Below are 19,561 nucleotides of genomic sequence, written 5' to 3'. Positions count from 1 at the left end.
CCGCCTCATCGCAGACCTCGCCGCCATACCCAGCACAGCTTGACAATCCATAGGAGCATCTTCGGGGCCCTTGCGAGGCGCTGGTCGTCCGGAAAAGGCCGGGCTGAAAAGCGCCCGGCCGATCCGCGAGGGGTAGCACCTCGCACCCAAAGTCAAGCCCCCATCGCCGCGAGCGGGGTGTACCGCTGTCCAGCTGGGCATTGCCCGTTCGGGCTCGCCTCCGGCTTCGCCACGCCAGGACTCGTAAGTGGTTGGCTCACGTCTTCGGCTGTCCGGTTGGCACCGCGCGCCGGGCCAAGACGGTGGTCACCTCGCGTTGGCGGTTGCCGGGTGGCTAGGCGTTGCCGGTGGTCTTGGCGACCTTCACGCGGACGATCACGCGCACGTTGTCGGTGCCCTCGTCGCCCGGGTAGTCCTTGCCCAGGTACTTGTGCGACAGCTCGTTGATGAGCTCGCGGCCGCCCTCGGTGGTGAGCTGCGCGTCGCCGCGGAACTCCGCGTACTGGTACGGGTTGTCCTTGTTGATGACGGTGATGCTCACCCGTGCGTCGTTCTGCAGGTGGCGCTCCTTGGCGCGGCCCACGACGGTGGAGAACAGGACGTCGTCGCCGTCGCGCTTGACCCACACGACGGAGGTCTGCGGGCTGCCGTCCTTGGTCAGCGTGGCGACCGTGCCGTAGTTGGGGCTGTCCAGCAGTTCGCGCTGTGCGTCTGAAAGCGTTGCCATGCGTTCAGGCTAGGGGCAGGAGCAGGGCGGTCGCGATCGCTGCGATGCCCTCGTTCCGCCCTGTGAGACCCAGGCCGTCCGTGGTGGTGCCGGCGACCGAGACGGGGCCGCCGACGGCCTCCGAGAGGGCCTTCTGGGCCTCTTCGCGGCGTTTGCCGATGCGGGGCTCGTTGCCGATGACCTGCACTGTGGCATTTCCCACTCGGTAGCCCGCCTCCTCGATCAGGCGGCGTACCTCTGTGAGCAGGACCACACCGTGTGCGCCTGACCAGCGCGGGTCGGAGGTGCCGAAGACGGCGCCGAGGTCGCCCAGGCCCGCTGCGGAGAGCAGGGCGTCGCACAGGGCGTGGGAGGCGACGTCGCCGTCGGAGTGTCCGGCGCAGCCGTCCACGCCCTCCCAGAGGAGGCCGGCGATCCAGCACTCGCGACCTGACTCGATCGGGTGGACGTCGACGCCCTGGCCGATCCTCACTCCTGGCCTCCGCTGAACAGTGCTTCCGCGACCGCTAGGTCGAACGGGGTGGTGATCTTCATGGCGTGGGCGTGCCCGGGAACCGTGTGCACGGGGACGCCGTTCTTCTCTACGAGACCAGCGTCGTCAGTCGCGGCAATACCGGAGCAATAGGCGGCTTTGAGAGTCTCGGCGCGGAAACCCTGCGGGGTCTGCACGACTCGCAGCGCTGCTCGATCAGGTGTGGAGACGACCACTCCGACCTCGTCCACCTGCTTGATCGTGTCGGCTACCGGCAGCACCGGGATGACGGCGTCGTGCCCGCCTCGCACAGCGGCCACGACGGCGGCGATGACCTCGGGAGGGGTGAAGGCACGTGCGGCGTCGTGGACCAGCACGATGGAGGTGTCCGGGATCACGCTGAGCGCGTGGTCGAGGGCGAGGCGCACCGAGTCGGTGCGTTCGGCGCCCCCTGAAAGCACGTGCACCGCCCCGCCGGCCGGGGCCAGCGAGGCGGTTGCGGTGTGCACTTGGTCCACATCGGACGGTGGAGCGGCGATGACGACGTGATGAACCTGGCCTGACTCGAACAGGCCACGCACGGCACGCGTCAACAGCGGAACTCCGTTGACCGGCACAAGCGCCTTGGGCATCCCGTAGCCCAGACGCTCACCCCGCCCTGCCGCGGGCACGAGCGCGACAACACTCATGTTCGCGACTGAATCCGATGCTCTATGTGATTGGTTAAGAAGCAGTGGCGAGAACTTCGTCGAGGAGAACCTCGGCCTTGTCCTCGTCGGTGCCCTCGGCCAGCGCCAGCTCGCTGACCAGTATCTGCCGCGCCTTCGCCAGCATCCGCTTCTCGCCGGCGGAAAGCCCGCGATCCTTTTCGCGCCGCCAGAGGTCGCGCACCACTTCCGCAACCTTGTTCACATCGCCGGAAGCGAGTTTCTCAAGGTTGGCCTTGTACCGCCGAGACCAGTTGGTCGGCTCCTCGGTGTGAGGAGCGCGCAAGACCTCGAAAACCCGGTCGAGCCCTTCCTGGCCGACAACGTCACGCACGCCTACGATTTCGGCGTTGTCAGCGGGAACCCGTACCGTGAGATCACCCTGCGCGACCTTGAGAACGAGGTACTTCTTCTCCTCGCCCTTGATCACACGGGTCTCGATTGCTTCGATGAGAGCGGCACCGTGGTGCGGGTAGACGACGGTCTCTCCGACCTTGAAAACCATGTGTCCTCTGCCCCTTTCGATGCCTCCATCCTAACACGTCCGGCAACCCTTCGATCGCTGCTCGATGATCCGTAAGTGCTGGTCAGGGCCATGCGGGGGGTTGACAAACCACCTGTTCGCGTGCAAGGTACGTCTCATCGAAGATCGACTGGCAGCCAGTCGCGCCCTCGATTCGGGCCCCGGTTAGGCTCCTTGCCTGGTGGTTGTTCCCTAGGAAGGACGCTGGAGCCGTGAACTCAGGAGTGTCTCGCCGGATGATCGTGACGGCAGCGCTGGCCGCGGGCCTCGGCCTGGTGGCGGTCGGCTGCAGCGCCGGTCAGGTCACCCAGACCGACACCCAGGTCGCCGCCGTGGACGGTGCGAGCGGCAACGCTGGCCCGATCGCGGTGCGCAACGTCATGCTCGCTTTCCCGCCGGACGGCAACCGGTACCACGAAGGCGACGACGCGCCGCTGACCTTCGTCATCGCGAACACGGGCTCCGCCCCGGACAAGCTGCTCTCCGTCAAGACGGAGGCCGCGGAATCCGAGGCCGAGGTCGTCGGTGCGAAGGAGATCCCGGCGCAGTACGCGCTGCGGGCCGAGTACGACGCCTCCAAGGCGCCCGTGAAGACCTCTGCGCCGTCGTCGGTCGTGCCGACCTCGGGTGCGCCCTCGTCGAACGTGACGCCGTCCTCGGGCGTGCCGTCCTCCGGCGCCCCGTCGTCCGGTGCCGTCTCGTCGAACGTGACGCCCTCGTCCGGTGCGGAGTCGTCCGCCCCGTCCTCGGGTGCGCCGTCCTCCGGCCGTCCGTCGGGTTCCTCGTCGGCCGCGCCGAGCTCGTCCGCGGCGGTCGACCCCGACCTCGAGGTGCTGGAGATCCGCTGCACCATCAAGAAGCTGAACCGCGACGTGGTGGCGGCGCAGACCGTCAAGGTCACGTTCCTCTTCGAGAAGGCCGGTTCGCTGACGCTGGAGGTGCCCGTGGCGCCGTCCGAGCACAAGCGCACGAGCGAGAACCACGAGTCCGGCGGTCACTGACCTCTTGACGCACGAAACGCCGCCTCCCGACGCTCGGGAGGCGGCGTTTCGCGTTTCAGGCCTTGAGCATCGGGCGGAACCTGTCGCGGTAGGCCCACGCGAGTCCGATCTCGGCGGCCACCACGGCCAGCGCCATGACCATGCCGCTCGGCTCCAGGAAGACGTGGAACAGGAAGATGTTCACGATCACCGGGGCCAGCAGGGCCAGCGCCAGCGGCACGAACCTCCCGACGAGGAGCAGCAGTCCCGCGACGAGCTGCACGGCACACGTGAGCTGCAGCATGTAGCCGGTCTCGTAGAGCGCGGTGTTGAAGGCGACCCCGCCCGGTGCGAGCGTGCTGGGGTCGGGGGCGGGCATGAAGAGCAGGAAGCCGTTCAGGCCGGTCGTGGTGAAGAGCAGGCCGGTCAGCACGCGGGTGACGACGGTGGCGTAGCGGCCGAGGGCGAACTTGCGGGTCTGCGTCTGCGTCGCGGTGGCGGTGCTCACGGTGTCCTCCAGGCTGTGTCGTGTCCTTCCACTGATGCGTCGAACGGCACCCACGCCGGATCGACACGGCGCACGAAAAATCTTGGAAGTTTTGTCGAACAGGCCCTGAGCTGTGGATTTGCCGGTGGACAGAGGTCAGACGCGCCTCTCGGCAGGCAGCCGGGCTTCGTTGGCTCGCGAGTTCGCGACGACCGACTCCCCGGCGAACGAGCCGCGCGAGCGGAGCGAGCGCCGACGAACACTGTCAGACCCTTGCTCTAACGTTCGTTTCGTGGCGAAGACAGCGCGGCCGATCTTCCGTTGTGCCGAGTGCGGGCACGAGGTGGCGAAGTGGTTCGGCCGCTGCCCCGAGTGTCAGGCGTGGGGCAGCATCGAGGAGCGGGGCACCGCGTCCGTGACGCGGGTGGTGGCGGGTGCGCCGACGTCGGCGGCGCGTCCGATCGGCGAGGTCGACATCGAGTCGGCGCGGGCCTTGTCGACCGGTGTGAGCGAGTTCGACCGGGTGCTGGGTGGTGGTCTGGTGCCCGGTGCCGTGGTGCTGCTCGCCGGCGAGCCCGGCGTGGGCAAGTCGACGTTGCTGCTGGAGACGGCGCACCGGTGGGCGGAGTCGCACGGGCGTTGCCTCTACGTCACGGGTGAGGAGTCGGCGGGGCAGGTGCGGTTGCGCGCCGAACGCACCGGCAACCTGCACGCCGAGATGTACCTGGCGGCCGAGAGCGAACTCAGCGCGTTGCTCGGGCAGGTCGACCAGGTGAAGCCGTCGATGTTGATCGTCGACTCGGTGCAGACCATGTCGACGGTGAGTGTGGAGGGCGTGCCCGGCGGCGTCACGCAGGTGCGGACCGTCGCATCAGGACTCATCGCGATGGCCAAGGAACGCGGCCTGCCGGTCGTCCTCGTCGGACACGTCACCAAGGACGGATCCGTTGCGGGGCCCAGGGTTCTGGAGCACCTGGTCGACGTCGTCCTGCAGTTCGAGGGCGACCGGCACTCCAGCCTGAGGTTGCTGCGCGGCATCAAGAACCGCTACGGCGCCGCCGACGAGGTGGGTTGCTTCGAGCTGCGCGACGACGGCATCGTGGGCGTGCCGGACCCGTCCGGGCTCTTCCTGACGCGCCGCGAGAAGGCCGTCGAGGGCACCTGCGTGACGGTGATCGTCGAGGGCAAGCGGCCGATGCTCGGCGAGGTGCAGGCGTTGGTGGCCAAGACGAACCTGCCCGCGCCCCGGCGCGCGGTGAGCGGTCTCGACTCGGCGCGCATCTCGATGGCGTTGGCGGTGCTGGAGAAGCGCGGCAAGGTCAACCTGTTCCAGAAGGACGTCTTCACCGCGACCGTGGGCGGCATGCGCCTGACCGAACCGGCCGCGGACCTCGCCGTGGTGCTCGCGGTCGCCTCGGCGGAACGCGAGATCGCTCTCCCGGCCGACCTCGTGGTGCTGGGCGAGGTGGGTCTCGCGGGGGAGATCCGGCGGGTCAACGGCGTCGGCAAGCGCTTGCAGGAGGCCGCGCGGCTCGGCTTCAAGAAGGCCCTGGTGCCCCCGGACCACGGCCCGCTGCCGGACGGCGTGCGCGCGTTGGTGGCGAACGACCTCGTGTCGGCGCTGGACGTGCTGGGCCTGAACCGGAGGCGTGCCACGAAGAAGGAGGAGAGGGAAGAAGGCTGAGCCGCGCTCTGCGGCGATGGATCGCCTGCGCCGTGCCTCGGTCCTCGTACCTACCCGCCGATGACTGAACTGCTGCGCCGAGCCCTGACTCTGGTTCCGCCCGACGCCCGCAACGACGCCGGTGCGTCGGCGGAGGACGTGCGCGCCTACCTCGACCAGGACGAGTGGGACTTCGCGCTGGAACTGCTCGGCGCGTTCGGCGGCATCGCCTGGCAGACGTCCGCGTACTGGAAGCTCCTCGCCGCCGCGGCCGAGGAGCTGTACCTGCCGTCGAAGTGGTTCCACTGGCGCGAGGCCGAGACGCGCCTGGGCCTGGTCCGCGCGGACCTGGTGCACGACAGGAGGTACCCGATCCCGGCCCAGGGCGTCTACCGGCCGCTCTGGAACCTCGGCCGAGGCCCCCGGGACCACTGGACGGCCGTGGTGTGGGTCGAGGCGCGACCAGAGCTCCCGGCGGGGGAAAGCGCCACCGTCCGGCTCGTCGCGCTGAGCCCGGAGGGCTGGCGGCACCTCAGGCCCGGTGACGTCATCACCATGCACGAGGGACAGCCGGTGGCGGGCACGGCGACTGTGATCGAATACGCGGGTGTTGGGGAGACACGACAGCGAGATCGGTGAGTTGTTGCGGTACGCCGTGTCCTTGGTACCGCCCGAGGTGCGGGGCGACGAGCTGCCCGACTACCTCGACCTCGAGGAGTGGGACCTGGTCCTGCAGCTGCTGGGCGACTTCGACGGCCACACCTGGCAGACACCGCGCTACTGGGCCCTGCTGGCCGAGGCGGCCACGCAGATGGACCAGGACGAGGCGTGGTTCCAGTGGCGTTGCGTGGAGTCGATCCAAGGTCTCATCAGGGTGGAGCTCACCCTCGCGGTGGACGCGGAACCGTTGCGGGCCAGGGGAGAGCGCCCGCTGTGGGACGTCACCGGCAAGACGCAGCGGGTGGCCGCGCTGTGGATCGAGTCCAAGCCGGTCCTCGGCCCTGGCGAACGAGCCACGGCCAGGCTGAGGCCGTTCGTGCCGCCGGCGTGGGCGCACCTCATCCGCGGCGACATGATCACGCTGCACGGCACCTCGCCGGGCACCGCCAGGATCATCGAGAAGGTCCCGCCGAGGCTCTGAGACGAGAAACCGCCGCGGTCCCGAGAAAGGACCGCGGCGGCTCCGAGCCAGAAGCTAGATCATTGTGAGAGCAGCTGGGCGCAGCGGATCAGGCCCAGGTGCGAGTACGCCTGCGGGTGGTTGCCCAGCGAACGCTCGGCCACCGGGTCGTACTCCTCGGGCAGCAGGCCGGTCGGGCCCGCGGCCGCCACGATCTGGCCGAACAACTCCTCGGCCTCGGTGCGGCGACCCGTCAGGAGATAGGACTCGATCATCCACGCCGCGCACAGGTGGAAGCCGCCCTCGTCGCCCGGCAGGCCGTCGTCGCGGTGGTAGCGGTACACGGTCGAACCGGACCGCAGCTCCGCCTCGATGGCGGTGACGGTGGACTGGAACCGCTCGTCGGCCGGGTCGATGAGGCCCGACAGGCCGACGAACAGCGAGGCGGCGTCGAGGTCGTCACCGTCGTAGGCCGTGGTGAACGACTGGACCTCGTCGTTCCAGCCGTTCTTCAGCACGTCGGTGGCGATCGTGTCGCGCAGCGGCACCCACGAAGGATCGAGCGACCGGCCGAACTGCTCGCCGAGCTTGATCGCGCGGTCGATGGTCAGCCAGCACATGACCTTCGAGTACACGTGGTGGCGCGGTGCGTGCCGCTCCTCCCAGATGCCGTGGTCGGGCTCGTGCCAGCGCCGTGAGACGGCCTCGGCCATCGCCTGGACCATCGTCCAGTCGGCGTCGGACAACGAACCCCGCGCGGTCGCCAGGGACACCACGAGGTCGACGACGGGGCCGAAGACGTCGAGCTGCACCTGCTGGTTCGCGAGGTTGCCCACGCGCACCGGCCGGGAACCCGCGTAGCCGGGCAGCGACTCGATCACGGCCTCGGCACCGAGCTGCGTGCCGTGCAACGTGTACAGCGGGTGCAGGCGCTCGGGACCGGGGATGGTCTCCAGCACGCCGTGCAGCCACGCCAGGAAGCCGTCGGCCTCGGCGAACGAGCCCACCGACACCAGGGCGGCGGCGGTCATCGCGCCGTCGCGCAGCCAGCAGTAGCGGTAGTCCCAGTTGCGGACGCCGCCGAGCTCCTCGGGCAACGACGTGGTGGCCGCGGCCATGATCGAGCCGGAGTCCTTGTGCACCAGGCCGCGCAACGTCAACGCCGAGCGCAGCACCAGGTCCGTCTGCACCTTCGGCAGGTGCAGGCCGGCGGCCCAGTCCGACCAGTAGCCGGCCGCGCGGTCACGGCGGACCGACTCGGGCGACACGTGCTCGGACAGGTCGTCGGTGCCGCACCGCAGTTCCAGCAGCACGGGCGCGCCCTCGCGCGGCCGCACGACGGCGCGGGCCGTCTCCTGCTGGCCGTCCGAGGAGATCTCCCAGTCGACGCCGGGGGACCGCAGCACCATCGGGTCGGACGTGCCGACGATGCGCAGGCCGTCGCGCTCGCGCAGCAACCGCACGGGCACCTGGCCGAACTCCGGGCGCGGCGCGAACGTGATCACCGCGTTGGTCGAGCCCGAGATACGCCGCACCAGGTCGGTGCGGTGCGACGCGAGGTCGTGCTCCAGGTAGTCGGTCACGAGCAACCGCGACCAGCGGGTCTCCACGATCATCGTGCCTGGCAGGTAGCGCTGGCCCAGGGGCAGCGACCCGTGCTCCGGCTTGATCGAGAAGTGACCGGCCGACGGCCCGCCCAGCAGGTCCGCGAAGATCGCCGCGGAGTCCGGTTCGGGGTGGCACAGCCAGTTGACCTTGGCGTCCGGCGTCACGAGGGCCACCGAACGCTCGTTGGCGAGCATGGTCAGGCGCTCGATCGGCACGGCCTGGTCGCCGTGCAGCCACGCCCGGCGCTCCTCCAGCAGGAACGCGAGCACGGTCGCCACGTCGGCAGGGTCGGACACGTAGTACGACGCCAGCGACTCGCCGGCACCCACGCGGATGCCGACGTCCGGGCCGGACAGGCGCGCGAACGCCTTCTCGTCCGTCACGTCGTCGCCCAGGAAGATCGCCGCGGTGGCGCCGACCTGGTGGCGCAGGATGTCGAGGGCGTGGCCCTTGTTGGTCTCGACGACGGCCAGTTCGATGACGGCCTTGCCCTCGGTGACCTGCACACCCTCCCAGGTGCACGGGCCGGAGCGGACGGCGGACAGCACCGTCTCGCCGATCTCCGGGGAGGCCGCGCGCCGCACGTGCACGGCGATCGAGGCGGGCTTGACCTCCAGCTGGACGCCGTCCTGGCCCTCGGCGATCTGCTCCAGCTCGGACTCGAGGCGGCGCAGCAACGCCTTCGCGTCCGCGTCGAGCGCGTGCACGAAGCCGACGTCGAACTCGGAGCCGTGCGACCCGACGAGGTGGACCTCGCCGGGCAGCCGGGACAGGGTGGCCAGGTCGCGCAGCGCGCGTCCCGAGATCACCGCGGATGTGGTCTCGTGCAGCGAAGCCAGCGAGCGCAGTGCGTTCACCGACTCCGGGAGCGGACGGGCCGCCTCGGGGTCGGCGACGATCGGCGCCAGCGTGCCGTCGTAGTCGCTCGCGACGAGAAGTCGTGGGGTCCGCGCGAGCTGAACGATCGCTCTGCGCAGTTCGGCGGGGAGGGCCTCGGCGGTCAACGCCCCTCCTGGAGCACTAGATGGGTCAGGTGGATCTGAAAGGATTCAGACCGAGGTCTGCGTGCCCAACGCCTCCAGGAACGACCTTGCCCAGCGATCAACGTCGTGGGTGAGGACCTGACGGCGCAGCGCGCGCATCCTACGGCGGCCTTCGGCGGGATCGATGTCGAGGGCGGCCTGCAGAGCGTTCTTGACACCGTCCAGATCATGGGGGTTCACCAGGAACGCGCTGGTCAGTTCTGCGGCAGCGCCGGCGAACTCGCTGAGCACCAGAGCTCCACCAAGATCATATCGGCAGGCCACGTACTCCTTGCACACGAGGTTCATTCCGTCCCGAACGGGCGTGACGACCATGACGTCCGCCGCGCTCATGAACGCGACGAGCTCCTCGCGGTTCACCGACTGGTGCAGGTAGTGGACGACGGGTTTGCCGACCCGGCCGAACTCGCCGTTGATCCGGCCGACGGACTGCTCGATGTCCTTGCGCATCGTCACGTAGTGGTCGACGCGCTCCCGGCTGGGCGTGGCGAGCTGCACCATCGCGACGTCCTCCGGGTCCACGCGTCCGTCCGCGATGAGCTCGTAGAGCGCGCGGATCCGGACGTCGATGCCCTTCGTGTAGTCGAGGCGGTCCACGCCGAGCAGGATGCGCTTGGGGTTGCCGAGGTCCGCTCGAATCTGCTTCGCGCGGGCCTGCGTCTCCTTGCGCCGGGCCACCGCGTCGAGGCCCGCGCTGTCGATCGAGATGGGGAACGCGCCGACCCGCACCGTGCGGTCGCCGACCTGCACGACACCTGGCCGGGTCCTGACACCAACGGTCCCGCGCGAGGGCTCCAAGCCCACGAGGCGGCGGGCCAGCCAGAGGAAGTTCTGCGCGCCGCCGGGGCGGTGGAAGCCCACCAGGTCGGCGCCCAGCAGGCCGCGGATGATCTCCGTGCGCCACGGCAGCTGCATGAACAGCTCGACGGGCGGGAACGGGATGTGCAGGAAGAAGCCGATCTTGAGGTCGGGCCGCTGCTCGCGCAGCATCGCCGGCACGAGCTGCAGCTGGTAGTCCTGCACCCACACCGTCGCGCCCTGGGCGGCCACCTTCGCGGTCGCGTCGGCGAACCGCTGGTTGACCTTCACGTACGCGTTCCACCAGTGCCGGTGGAACGCCGGCTGCGCCACGACGTCGTGGTAGAGCGGCCAGAGCGTGCCGTTGGAGAAGCCCTCGTAGTAGTCCTCGACCTCCTTGGCCGAGAGCTCCACGGGGTGCAGCAGCAGGCCGTCGTCCTCGAACGGTGGCACGTCCGTGTCCGCGACGCCGGGCCAGCCGACCCAGGCGCCGCTGTGTGAGCGGAGGAACGGCTCGAGCGCGCTCACCAGCCCTCCAGGGCTGTGCTTCCAGCGCTCGGTCCCGTCAGGGAGCCGCTCCAGGTCAACCGGCAGCCGGTTGGCCACGACTACGAACTCTGCCCCGTTCTCGCCAATGTCCATGCTCACGCGAAAGACGCTAGCCGGTGTGCGTGTCCTCGGCGTGTCGTGTAACCCCCGTCACAGCGAGTTTCACTCCAAACGACGCTTGGTGGGTTTGAGCGGCCCGGACAGGCGTGGACCTGCGAACTTCCGCTCCAGCCGCCCCAGTCCGGTGCGCACCGGCTGGGCCAGGTACTCGCCGAACACGACACCTCCGGCCAGGGCGAGAGCAATCCCACTCGCGAACACCAGCGTGCTCAAACCGGCCGTGTCGCCCTCGGCGGTGAGCTGGAACAGGCCCCGGTACGTCGTCCAGCCGGGCAGCAGCGGGACGACGCCCGCCTGCACGACGACGAGCGTCGGGATGCGCAACCGGCGGGTCATCGTCGCGCCACCGAACCCGGTGATCGCGGCGGCCACGGCCGAGGCCAGCAACGCGTCCAGCCCGAGGCTCGTCATGAGGCCGTAGGCGGCGGTGCCGATCGCACCGGAGACGGCGGCGGCGACCAGCGCGCGGGGCCGGGCGTAACAGGCGAGCGCGAAGAACGCGCTCGTCGCCGCGCCGGCTGCGAACTGCATGGGCACCGCGGAGATCAGGGCGGGCAACGGCTCGCTGAGCTTGATCTCCAGTCCGAAGTGGACGGCCGCGCGGATCGCCAGCGCGACACCGACGATGAGCCCGGCGCTGAGCAGCACGGTCTCCACGGTGCGGCCGGCGGCGGTGACGTTGTAGCCGGAGATCGCGTCCTGCACGGTGCTGACCAGCGCGAGCCCGGACAGCAGCACGACGATCCCGACCGCGACCAGCAGGCTCGGCCGGACCGGCAGCAACCCGGTCGAGTAGATGGCGAGCGCGGCACCCGTGCCGAGCGCACCGCCGACGAGCTGCTGGAAGAAGAACGGCAGGTTGCGCCGGTTGAGCAGGCGCCCGACCCGGTCGACCACGGCGCTGATGCCGGCGGCGGTCAACGCGAGCACCACACCACCACCGACGAGGAACGCGACGGCGGCGGCCATGCCACCCCATGCGACCGTGGCGACCCAACGCGGATATGGGTGCGCGGCGTTCGTGATGTCCTCGAGCCGTGCGTGCGCCTCTTCGATGGGCGGGAGATTGCGCACGAGCTGTTCGACGTCCGCGAGTCGCGTGTAGTCGAGTCCGCGCTGCCGGACGACGCGAATGGACGTGATGGGCAGCGCTTCCGTGCCGCGATGACACGACACGCTGATAGAGGTGTAGATCACGTCGACTTCCGTGTGCGGAAGTCCATAGCTCTCGGTGACCGAGAGAATCGTCGCTGTCACATCGGCCGCACCCGCTCCACTGGCCATTTGGACCTCGCCGATCTTCAGTGCGAGATCGAGTACCAGGTGAACCGTGGTGTCATCGGGCAGAGCAGGGCCGTGCAGGCTGTTCGCGGAAATCTCGTGCACCTCCGTCGTGTGATCGTGACGGACTCTTCGACTGTTGCTGTGTCGTCGGCCACCTCCGATCGGGCGACCCGAAAAGGAGGACATGATCACTGTCCGTTGGTTACCCTCCTGACCTGGTCAAGGCGGTCAGTCCGACGCATTGATCCACTCAGTTGGTTGGTCCGGCTCCGGTCGGAGCAATCCGATCACACTGAGAGCAGACCGTTCGCCGCAGGTAGCACCCGCAACGGGCGCTTACGATGTTCGCGAACACGAGCCGGCCGGCGTAGCTCAATTGGCAGAGCACTCGCCTTGTAAGCGAAAGGTTAGGGGTTCGATTCCCCTCGCCGGCTCTTTCAAGGCGCCCTGACCAGCCATGACGGTTGGCCGGGGCGCCTTCTTGCTTCCCGGGGTTGCGCGGCGTTCAGTTCGCGTGCCCGAACTGAACGCCCATCGCGCCGGCGGGTGGAGGCTCGCGCGTCTCCGCGCAGTTCGTGCGCTGTTCTCATCCGGGCAGTTTCCGGCACTATCCGCACCGCTGCATGTGCGTTCCGTAGTCGTTTGGTTGCGGGCCGGCTCGGCGGAACTCGGGAACGGCTTGAATTCGCGGCCGTGCAACTGGGCCCGCCGCGGCTCCCGTGACCAGTACCGTTCTTGCTTCGACCACACCGCAATTGGGGGATTGCTCATGGCGTTTCTTCGGCGTGTTCTGGTCATCGCAGCGGCGCTCTTCATGGTCGCGTCACTCGGCACCGCCGCGCAGGCCGCGGACGGGACGATCACCTACGTCAAGCGCACCGGCGGCGATGTGAGCGCCGCCGCGCAGACCTACAACCTGAGGAACATCAACACCGGTCGTTGCCTCGCGATCAGGGGCGCGGCGAACTACAACGGATCACCCGCCTTCCAGCACGACTGCGGGTTCGCGGACCAGGCCTGGACGATCCGGCACCTGGGCAGCGACCGCTGGGAGGTCCGCAACGACTACACCGGCCGTTGCCTGTCCATCCGGTCGGCGGACAACTACAACGGTTCGCCCGCGTTCCAGCTCGACTGCGTGCTGTACGCGGACCAGCAGTGGTTCATCGTCGACGCGCACGACTCGGTCGGCTACTACCTCTACAGCATCCTGATCAACAACGTGACCGCGCGCTGCCTCGTCGTCCCGGCGGCGGCGAACTACAACGGTTCGCCCGCGTTCCAGCACGACTGCCACCCGAACTACAACGACCAGCACTGGAAGTTCGTCCGGCTGTGATCCCGGCACGTGCCCACGAGATCATGTCCTGCACTGTCTCGTTAGGACGTGACATCGTGGGCACATGTCCTACCTCGCGGATAGCGCGCGCTACGACCAGATGACCTACCGGCGCACGGGACGCAGCGGCCTCAAGCTGCCCGCCATCTCGCTCGGCCTGTGGCACAACTTCGGCGGCGACCGGCCGTACGAGTCGGGTCGCGGGATCGCGCGGCGGGCGTTCGACCTCGGCGTCACGCACTTCGACCTCGCCAACAACTACGGACCTCCGTACGGAAGTGCGGAGATCACGTTCGGGCAGATCCTGAAGGACGACCTCCGGCCGTACCGCGACGAGCTGGTGATCTCGACCAAGGCGGGCTACGACATGTGGCCCGGCCCGTACGGGGAGTGGGGCAGCCGCAAGTACCTGCTCAGCTCGCTCGACCAGTCGCTGACCCGGATGGGCCTCGACTACGTCGACATCTTCTACAGCCACCGGTTCGACCCGGAGACGCCGCTCGAGGAGACCATGGGCGCGCTCGTGTCCGCGGTGCAGCAGGGCAAGGCGCTCTACGTCGGCATCTCGTCGTACTCGCCCGCGAAGACGCGGGAGGCGGCGCAGCTGCTCAAGAGCGCGGGCGTGCCGTTGCTGATCCACCAGCCGTCGTACTCGATGCTGAACCGGTGGATCGAGCCGGAGCTGCTCGACACCCTCGACGAGGTGGGCGCGGGCTGCATCGCGTTCTCGCCGCTCGCCCAGGGCATGCTGACCGACCGCTACCTCGACGGCGTACCGGAGGGGTCGCGGGCGTCGCAGGGCAAGTCGCTGTCGACGGACCTGCTGACCGAGCAGAACCTCGGGCGCATCCGGTCGCTCAACGAGATCGCGAAGTCGCGCGGGCAGTCGCTGGCGCAGCTCGCGCTGACCTGGACGATCCGGGACCCGCGGGTCACGTCGGCGTTGATCGGCGCCTCGTCGGTGGGGCAGCTGGAGCAGAACCTCGCGGCCCTGCAGGCTCCGCCGCTGACCGACGACGAACTCGCCGAGATCGACAAGTACGCCGTCGAGTCGGGCATCGACCTGTGGGCCACGAGCTCCCAGGCCGAGTAGTCAGGCCGCGTGCCGGGGGAGGCGGATCGTGAAGACCGTCGACCCCGGCCTGCTCGCCAGTTCGATCGTGCCGCCGTGCGCCTCCACCAGCGACTGGACCACGGCGAGCCCCAGGCCGCTGCCGCCGCGCTGCCGGGTCCGCGAGTCGTCGACGCGGTAGAACCGATCGAAGATCCGCGCCTGGTCGGCCTCCGGGATGCCGGGACCGGTGTCGCTCACCCTGATCACCGCCCAGCCGTTCTCGGCCGTCACCTTCACCGTCACGGCCGTGCCCGCGGGCGTGTGCACGGCCGCGTTGGTCAGCAGGTTGTCGAGCACCTGCCGCAACCGCGTCGGGTCGGCCGTCATCCGCACGGTGTCTGCGTCCAGCGTCAGCGGGTGCGTCGAGCGGGCCGCGTGGAACGCGTCGGCGGCGGCCTCGGCGACCACCGACAGGTCCACCTCCTCAGGCCGCAGCGGCGGTTCGGACTCGGCGGCGTCCAGGCGGGCCAGCAGCAGCAGGTCGTCGAGCAGCACGCTCATCCGCGACGCCTCGGACCGCAGCTTCTCCAGGTGCTTCTCGCGTTCGCCCGGTTCGTTGGCTGCCGCGTACTTGAAGAGGTCCGCATAGCCGCGCAACGACGTGAGGGGCGTTCGTAGTTCGTGTGAGGCGTCGGCGATGAACCGGCGCAGGCGTTGCTCCGCGGCCGTGCGCGCAGCCAGCGAGGAGTCGATGTGCGCGAGCATGTTGTTGAACGCCTCGCGCAGCTCTTCGACCTCCACGCCGCCGCCCCGGCCGTCGACGCGCATCTTCAGGTCGCCGGAGTCGGTCAGGTCGTGCGACGAGATGTCGTGCGCGGTGTCGGCCATGTCCGACAACGGCTGCATGCCCTTGCGGATCAACGCCTGACCGCCGACGACCAGCGCGACCAGGGCGGCCAGGAACGCGATCACACCGACCGTGACCAGCTGCGAGATCGTGCCGTCGCGGTCGTGCATGGGGGCCGCGCTGACCACGATGTACTCGTTCTTGATGACCTGGCACGCGCGCAACCGGAACTTGCCCTCGTCGCGCAGGTACTCGGTCTCGAACTCGTCGGCGACCAGGGCCCTCTTCGCCAGGGCGGCGAACTCCGCCCGGTCCTCGCTGTCCGGTGGCTGCTGGTCGCCCGGCAGCGCCTGCAGCTCGCCGTCGTCGATCTTGTAGACGACCGCGAACCAGTCCGGCGGGAGCTTGGTGAGCTTGCCGTAGTACTCCAGCTCCTTGACCGAGCCCTGCTGGCTGATGATCATCTGGTCGTCCAGGCGGCGGTCGAGGAAGTCCTTCATCGACGTGACCATGACCCAGCCGACGATCACGAACACCGTGAGCGCGAGTGCGCCGAGGCCCAGGGCGAGGCGGGTGCCGAGCCGCCAGTCGCGGACGGGCTTCAAGCGGAACCTCATCGGGGGCTCACTCCGCTGCTCGGCGGAGCACGTACCCCACACCGCGCACGGTGTGGATCAACGGCTCGCGGCCGTCGTCGAGCTTGCGGCGCAGGTGCGAGATGACGAGCTCGACGACGTTCGACCGTCCGCCGAAGTCGTACTCCCACACGTGGTCGAGGATCTGCGCCTTGGTCAGCACCGCCGGGGAGCGCCGCATCAGGTACCGCAGCAGCTCGTACTCGGTCGGCGTGAGCGTCACGAGCTTGCCGCCGCGGCGGACCTCGCGGGTGTCCTCGTCCATCACCAGGTCGGACACCTTCAGCACCGACCGCTTCCACGACGGACCGGTCGAGCGGCGCAGCACGGCCCTCAACCGGGCCATCAGCTCCTCGACCGAAAAAGGTTTCACGAGGTAGTCGTCGCCGCCCCTGGTGAGTCCCGCCACCCGGTCCGCGGTGCCGTCCCGAGCCGTCAGGAAGACCACCGGGACCATCGCGCCGGCCGCCCGCATTCGATCGAGAACGGTGAATCCGTCCAGGTCAGGCAACATGAGGTCGAGCACGACGATGTCGGGTTGGAACTCGGCCGCCTCTCTCAACGCGTCCTCGCCGTTGAGCGCGGTCGCGGCCTGCCAGCCCTCGTACCGGGCGACCGTCGCGACCAGGTCAGCGATGTGCGGCTCGTCATCTACGACGAGCAATCGAACCGAGTTCCCCTTGTCCACGTGCTCATGGTGCGTCACCCCGTGGCCCGCGCGCTCGATCGACAGGAAGTCGACAGCGCGTGCAAAGGGGAGCCACAGCTCGACCGCTGAGGATCGACACCGACCGACAGAGACCGCCCGACCGAGGAGCCCGCCGTGACGACCACCCTGCAGCACACCGCGAGACAGGCTCCGGCCGGTCGCGCGACGCCGCACAAGGTGCTGGCCAAAGCCGGCCTGTACGTGTTCCTCCTCGCCAACGCGGCCTTCGTGACGTACCTGTTCAACGCGGCCGGGGTGGGGTCCAACAAGCTCATCAACTTCGGTCGGCTCGCGGGCCTCTACGGCGCGCTCGCGATGGCGTTCCAGCTGCTCCTGGTGGCGCGGCTGCCGTGGCTCGACCGCCGTCTGGGCATGGACAAGCTCACCGGGTGGCACCGCTGGGTCGGTTTCTCGATCTTCTGGCTGCTGATCGGCCACCTGGTCTTCATCGCGTTCGGCAACGCCGGGGACGAGGGCCCGATCGCCGAGGTCGTCCGGCAGGCGACCGAACTCGAAGGCATCCTCCGCGCGCTGGTCGCGTGGGCGATCATCATGACCGTCGGCATCGTCTCGGCCCGGTTCGCGCGCCGCAAGCTCGCCTACGAGACCTGGCACTTCATCCACCTCTACACCTACGTGGCGATCTTTCTGGCGTTCTCGCACCAGGTCGCGGTGGGCAGCACGTTCCGCAAGTCGGCGCTCGCGACCGGCTACTGGTGGGGCCTGTGGGCGTTCGCGCTCGGGTCCGTCCTCGTCGGACGCGTGCTCCTGCCGCTCTACCGCAACTGGAAGCACCAGTTCCGCGTCGCCGCCGTCGTGCCGGAGGCGCACAACGTCGTCTCGGTCTACATCGAGGGCAAGGACCTCGACCAGCTCGGGGCTCGCGCCGGCCAGTTCTTCCTCTGGCGCTTCGTGACCAAGGACCGCTGGTGGCAGGCCAACCCGTTCTCGCTGTCCGCGGCGCCGAACGGCAAGTACCTGCGCCTCACCGCGAAGGCCCTGGGCACCGGCAGCGCCGACATCCGCAACGTCAAGGTCGGCACCCGCGTGTTCGCCGAGGGCCCGTACGGCGCCTTCACGACCATGCACCAGACCAAGCCCAACGCGCTGCTCGTCGCGGGCGGCGTCGGCGTCACGCCGGTGCGCGCGCTGCTGGAGGAGATCCGCGGCCACGTCGTGGTGCTCTACCGGGTCAGCGACCCGCGTGAGGCCGTGCTGCTGCGCGAACTCGAAGGCCTGGCCCGTGCCAAGGGCGCGGTGCTGCGCCTCGTCACCGGTTCGTCGAAGACCATCACCGCCAACGGCCCGTTGCTCGGCCCGGAGAACATCGTCGCGCTGGTCCCGGACGTGCAGGACCGCGACGTGTTCATCTGCGGCCCCGGCGGCATGACCGGCGCGGTGATCAAGAGCCTGGACGAGCTGGGCGTGCCCGCCAACCAGATCCACGCCGAGCGCTTCGCGCTGGCCAACTGAAGGGGTTCGACGACGTGAAGTGGGCAATTCCCGTAGCGGTGCTCAGCGTGGCCGGTCTCGTCCCGGTGTGGCTCTACTCGCCCGGCGCGGCGCACGAGGGTGAGATCAACGAGGTCGCGGCCCCGCCCGCGCAGGAACAGCAGACCGTTCCGCCGGCCACCACCACCGCACCGAAGACGACCGGGTCCGCGCCGAAGACCGGCGGCAGCACGCCGCAGACCCAGCAGGCCCCGCAAACCCAGCAACAGCAGCAGAACCGCACCGTGGCCGGGCCTGCCGTGAACACCTCCGAAGGCACCGTGCAGGTGCAGGTGACGTTGCAGGGCAAGAAGATCGTCGACGTGAAGGCGTTGCGGGCCCCCAACTCCGACCCGACCAGGATGGCGCTGCCGTTGCTGAAGCAGTCGGCGCTGAAGGCCCAGAGCGCGGACATCGACACGGTGTCCGGCGCGACCGCGACCTCCGAGGGCTACAAGCAGTCGCTGCAGGCGGCCCTCGACGGGGCGAAGTAACCGTGGCCGTGCGGCGCGTCGAGCACATCATGGGCCTGCCGATCTCGGTGGACCTGCGTGACGGGGACGCCGCACTGGCCGAACGGGCGTTCGCGTGGCTGCGTGCCGCCGACGCCCAGTTCTCGCCCTTCAAACCGGACAGCGAGGTGTCCCGGCTGGACCGGGGTGAGCTCACCAGGGATGAGCTCACCCCGGACCTGGTCGAGGTCCTCTCGCTCTGCGACTGGTACGAGCAGTCCACCGGCGGCGCCTTCACCGCTCGGGTGCCGGGCCGCGGCCTCGACCCGTGCGCGGTGGTGAAGGGCTGGGCCGTGCAACGGGCCGCGGACATGCTGCGCGACGGCGGCTGCACCTCGTTCTGCGTCAACGCCGGTGGCGACGTCGTCGTGTCGGGTGAACCGGAACCCGGAAAGCCTTGGCGCGTAGGCGTTCGCCATCCCGATCTCGCCGATCGGCTGAGCGTCGTGCTCGGTGTGCGGGACGGAGCCGTTGCCACGTCAGCGTTGTACGAACGCGGTCAGCACATCCTCGACGGCCGCACCGGGAAGCCGGTCTCGGGGATTCTTTCGGTCACAGTTCTCTCCGACGACCTGGCGATCGCGGATACCACTGCCACAGCAGCGTTTGCGCTGGGCAGGGACGGGATCGAGTGGGCGGCGGAGCAGGAGGGCTGCGAGGTCTTCATCGTCGACGAAGATCGTCAGGTGTACTCGAGCCCTGGACTTCCCGTACACATCTGTTAACATGCCCGCCCAACGGAGCTTTGACTCCGGGGCACGTTTCTCGTTGATCAAGAGCTGGATCGGAACTCGCGCTCGGGGCGAGACCCGGCCTGCTGTTGACCAACTACTCGTGCGGGAAGGCCTGCTGCGTCGCGAATTCGGGAGCGCGACACAGCAGGCCTTCTCTGT

19 protein-coding genes and 1 tRNA gene are annotated in these 19,561 nt (G+C 69.1%); 10 read left to right on the top strand and 10 right to left on the bottom strand.

The window, feature by feature from the left end:
- Positions 1 to 334: 334 nt before the first annotated feature.
- The 4 genes from QSK25_RS29080 to QSK25_RS29065 are packed head-to-tail and all read right to left on the bottom strand — an operon-like array spanning position 335 to position 2,411.
- On the bottom strand, positions 335 to 727 hold the full coding sequence (locus tag QSK25_RS29080) for a PPOX class F420-dependent oxidoreductase (protein WP_285642935.1): 393 nt from the start codon (positions 725 to 727) through the stop codon (positions 335 to 337).
- A 4-nt stretch (positions 728 to 731) separates the two neighbouring features.
- A complete protein-coding gene (ispF, locus tag QSK25_RS29075) occupies positions 732 to 1,199 on the bottom strand; it encodes a 2-C-methyl-D-erythritol 2,4-cyclodiphosphate synthase (RefSeq protein WP_285642934.1) in 468 nt (155 codons plus the stop codon).
- Positions 1,196 to 1,888, bottom strand: coding sequence for a 2-C-methyl-D-erythritol 4-phosphate cytidylyltransferase (ispD, locus tag QSK25_RS29070; RefSeq protein WP_285642931.1), 693 nt, complete (start codon positions 1,886 to 1,888; stop codon positions 1,196 to 1,198). Before ispD ends, ispF begins: the two co-directional genes overlap by 4 nt.
- A gap of 34 nt (positions 1,889 to 1,922) precedes the next feature.
- Positions 1,923 to 2,411, bottom strand: a complete 489-nt coding sequence (locus QSK25_RS29065; protein WP_065915127.1) for a CarD family transcriptional regulator — start codon at positions 2,409 to 2,411, stop codon at positions 1,923 to 1,925.
- A 254-nt stretch (positions 2,412 to 2,665) separates the two neighbouring features.
- Here QSK25_RS29065 and QSK25_RS29060 point away from each other — a divergent pair, with 254 nt between their 5' ends.
- The gene (locus tag QSK25_RS29060) at positions 2,666 to 3,430 is read left to right on the top strand and encodes a copper chaperone PCu(A)C (protein ID WP_285642928.1); all 765 of its coding nucleotides are present in this window, start codon (positions 2,666 to 2,668) and stop codon (positions 3,428 to 3,430) included.
- A 55-nt stretch (positions 3,431 to 3,485) separates the two neighbouring features.
- Here QSK25_RS29060 and QSK25_RS29055 read toward each other — a convergent pair whose 3' ends face one another.
- Positions 3,486 to 3,917 carry a hypothetical protein gene (locus tag QSK25_RS29055; RefSeq protein WP_285642927.1) on the bottom strand — a complete coding sequence of 144 codons (432 nt, stop codon included), beginning with the start codon at positions 3,915 to 3,917 and terminating at the stop codon, positions 3,486 to 3,488.
- Between the two features lie 271 nt (positions 3,918 to 4,188).
- Between QSK25_RS29055 and radA the strand changes: the two genes are divergently transcribed.
- Genes radA through QSK25_RS29040 form a run of 3 tightly spaced genes read left to right on the top strand, consistent with a single transcriptional unit; the run spans position 4,189 to position 6,700 of the window.
- Positions 4,189 to 5,580, top strand: coding sequence for a DNA repair protein RadA (gene radA / locus QSK25_RS29050; protein ID WP_285642926.1), 1,392 nt, complete (start codon positions 4,189 to 4,191; stop codon positions 5,578 to 5,580).
- 60 nt (positions 5,581 to 5,640) lie between these two features.
- Positions 5,641 to 6,198, top strand: coding sequence for a hypothetical protein (locus QSK25_RS29045; RefSeq protein ID WP_285642925.1), 558 nt, complete (start codon positions 5,641 to 5,643; stop codon positions 6,196 to 6,198).
- Positions 6,167 to 6,700 (top strand): hypothetical protein, encoded by a 534-nt coding sequence (locus tag QSK25_RS29040; RefSeq protein ID WP_285642924.1) that lies wholly within the window; start codon positions 6,167 to 6,169, stop codon positions 6,698 to 6,700. Before QSK25_RS29045 ends, QSK25_RS29040 begins: the two co-directional genes overlap by 32 nt.
- 59 nt (positions 6,701 to 6,759) lie before the next feature.
- Here QSK25_RS29040 and otsB read toward each other — a convergent pair whose 3' ends face one another.
- The 3 genes from otsB to QSK25_RS29025 all read right to left on the bottom strand — a co-directional run bounded on the left by otsB (position 6,760) and on the right by QSK25_RS29025 (position 12,183).
- A complete protein-coding gene (gene otsB, locus QSK25_RS29035) occupies positions 6,760 to 9,291 on the bottom strand; it encodes a trehalose-phosphatase (RefSeq protein ID WP_285642923.1) in 2,532 nt (843 codons plus the stop codon).
- A 45-nt stretch (positions 9,292 to 9,336) separates the two neighbouring features.
- A complete protein-coding gene (locus tag QSK25_RS29030) occupies positions 9,337 to 10,770 on the bottom strand; it encodes an alpha,alpha-trehalose-phosphate synthase (UDP-forming) (protein WP_285642962.1) in 1,434 nt (477 codons plus the stop codon).
- Positions 10,771 to 10,839: 69 nt separating this feature from the next.
- Positions 10,840 to 12,183: a threonine/serine exporter family protein gene (locus QSK25_RS29025; RefSeq protein WP_285642921.1), complete on the bottom strand. Its 1,344-nt coding sequence runs from the start codon at positions 12,181 to 12,183 to the stop codon at positions 10,840 to 10,842.
- Between the two features lie 259 nt (positions 12,184 to 12,442).
- Here QSK25_RS29025 and QSK25_RS29020 point away from each other — a divergent pair.
- The 3 genes from QSK25_RS29020 (at position 12,443) to mgrA (ending at position 14,513) form a co-directional block, all read left to right on the top strand.
- Positions 12,443 to 12,515 (top strand) — tRNA-Thr (locus QSK25_RS29020).
- Positions 12,516 to 12,850: 335 nt separating this feature from the next.
- Positions 12,851 to 13,420 carry an RICIN domain-containing protein gene (locus QSK25_RS29015; protein WP_285642920.1) on the top strand — a complete coding sequence of 190 codons (570 nt, stop codon included), beginning with the start codon at positions 12,851 to 12,853 and terminating at the stop codon, positions 13,418 to 13,420.
- 64 nt (positions 13,421 to 13,484) lie between these two features.
- Positions 13,485 to 14,513 (top strand): L-glyceraldehyde 3-phosphate reductase, encoded by a 1,029-nt coding sequence (gene mgrA, locus QSK25_RS29010; RefSeq protein ID WP_285642919.1) that lies wholly within the window; start codon positions 13,485 to 13,487, stop codon positions 14,511 to 14,513.
- Here the strand turns inward: mgrA and QSK25_RS29005 are convergent, their stop codons facing one another.
- Positions 14,514 to 15,938, bottom strand: coding sequence for a sensor histidine kinase (locus QSK25_RS29005; RefSeq protein ID WP_285642918.1), 1,425 nt, complete (start codon positions 15,936 to 15,938; stop codon positions 14,514 to 14,516).
- 7 nt (positions 15,939 to 15,945) lie between these two features.
- Entirely contained in the window at positions 15,946 to 16,644 is a 699-nt protein-coding gene (locus QSK25_RS29000) for a response regulator transcription factor (protein WP_198680521.1), read from the bottom strand.
- 135 nt (positions 16,645 to 16,779) lie between these two features.
- Here QSK25_RS29000 and QSK25_RS28995 point away from each other — a divergent pair, with 135 nt between their 5' ends.
- From QSK25_RS28995 to QSK25_RS28985, 3 genes are read left to right on the top strand one after another with little or no spacing between them, the layout of a single operon-like run.
- On the top strand, positions 16,780 to 18,138 hold the full coding sequence (locus tag QSK25_RS28995) for a ferredoxin reductase family protein (protein WP_285642914.1): 1,359 nt from the start codon (positions 16,780 to 16,782) through the stop codon (positions 18,136 to 18,138).
- A 14-nt stretch (positions 18,139 to 18,152) separates the two neighbouring features.
- Positions 18,153 to 18,650 (top strand): FMN-binding protein, encoded by a 498-nt coding sequence (locus tag QSK25_RS28990; protein ID WP_285642912.1) that lies wholly within the window; start codon positions 18,153 to 18,155, stop codon positions 18,648 to 18,650.
- A 2-nt stretch (positions 18,651 to 18,652) separates the two neighbouring features.
- Positions 18,653 to 19,393, top strand: a complete 741-nt coding sequence (locus QSK25_RS28985) for an FAD:protein FMN transferase (protein WP_285642910.1) — start codon at positions 18,653 to 18,655, stop codon at positions 19,391 to 19,393.
- The last annotated feature ends 168 nt before the right edge of the window (positions 19,394 to 19,561 follow it).

The sequence above is a fragment of the Lentzea sp. NBRC 102530 genome (assembly GCF_030269365.1).
Taxonomy (GTDB): Bacteria; Actinomycetota; Actinomycetes; order Mycobacteriales; family Pseudonocardiaceae; genus Lentzea.
Note: the sequence above shows the minus strand (reverse complement) of the source record. Positions and strands in the feature narration are given on the sequence as shown.

Bases quoted from the DNA above. Each gene is read 5' to 3' on its own strand.
- QSK25_RS29015 (WP_285642920.1), top strand. From the start codon at position 12,851: ATGGCGTTTCTTCGGCGTGTTCTGGTCATCGCAGCGGCGCTCTTCATG.
- QSK25_RS29080 (WP_285642935.1), bottom strand. From the start codon at position 727: ATGGCAACGCTTTCAGACGCACAGCGCGAACTGCTGGACAGCCCCAAC.
- mgrA (WP_285642919.1), top strand. From the start codon at position 13,485: ATGTCCTACCTCGCGGATAGCGCGCGCTACGACCAGATGACCTACCGG.
- QSK25_RS29030 (WP_285642962.1), bottom strand. From the start codon at position 10,770: ATGGACATTGGCGAGAACGGGGCAGAGTTCGTAGTCGTGGCCAACCGG.
- QSK25_RS29060 (WP_285642928.1), top strand. From the start codon at position 2,666: ATGATCGTGACGGCAGCGCTGGCCGCGGGCCTCGGCCTGGTGGCGGTC.
- ispD (WP_285642931.1), bottom strand. From the start codon at position 1,888: ATGAGTGTTGTCGCGCTCGTGCCCGCGGCAGGGCGGGGTGAGCGTCTG.
- QSK25_RS29065 (WP_065915127.1), bottom strand. From the start codon at position 2,411: ATGGTTTTCAAGGTCGGAGAGACCGTCGTCTACCCGCACCACGGTGCC.
- QSK25_RS29045 (WP_285642925.1), top strand. From the start codon at position 5,641: ATGACTGAACTGCTGCGCCGAGCCCTGACTCTGGTTCCGCCCGACGCC.
- QSK25_RS29005 (WP_285642918.1), bottom strand. From the start codon at position 15,938: ATGAGGTTCCGCTTGAAGCCCGTCCGCGACTGGCGGCTCGGCACCCGC.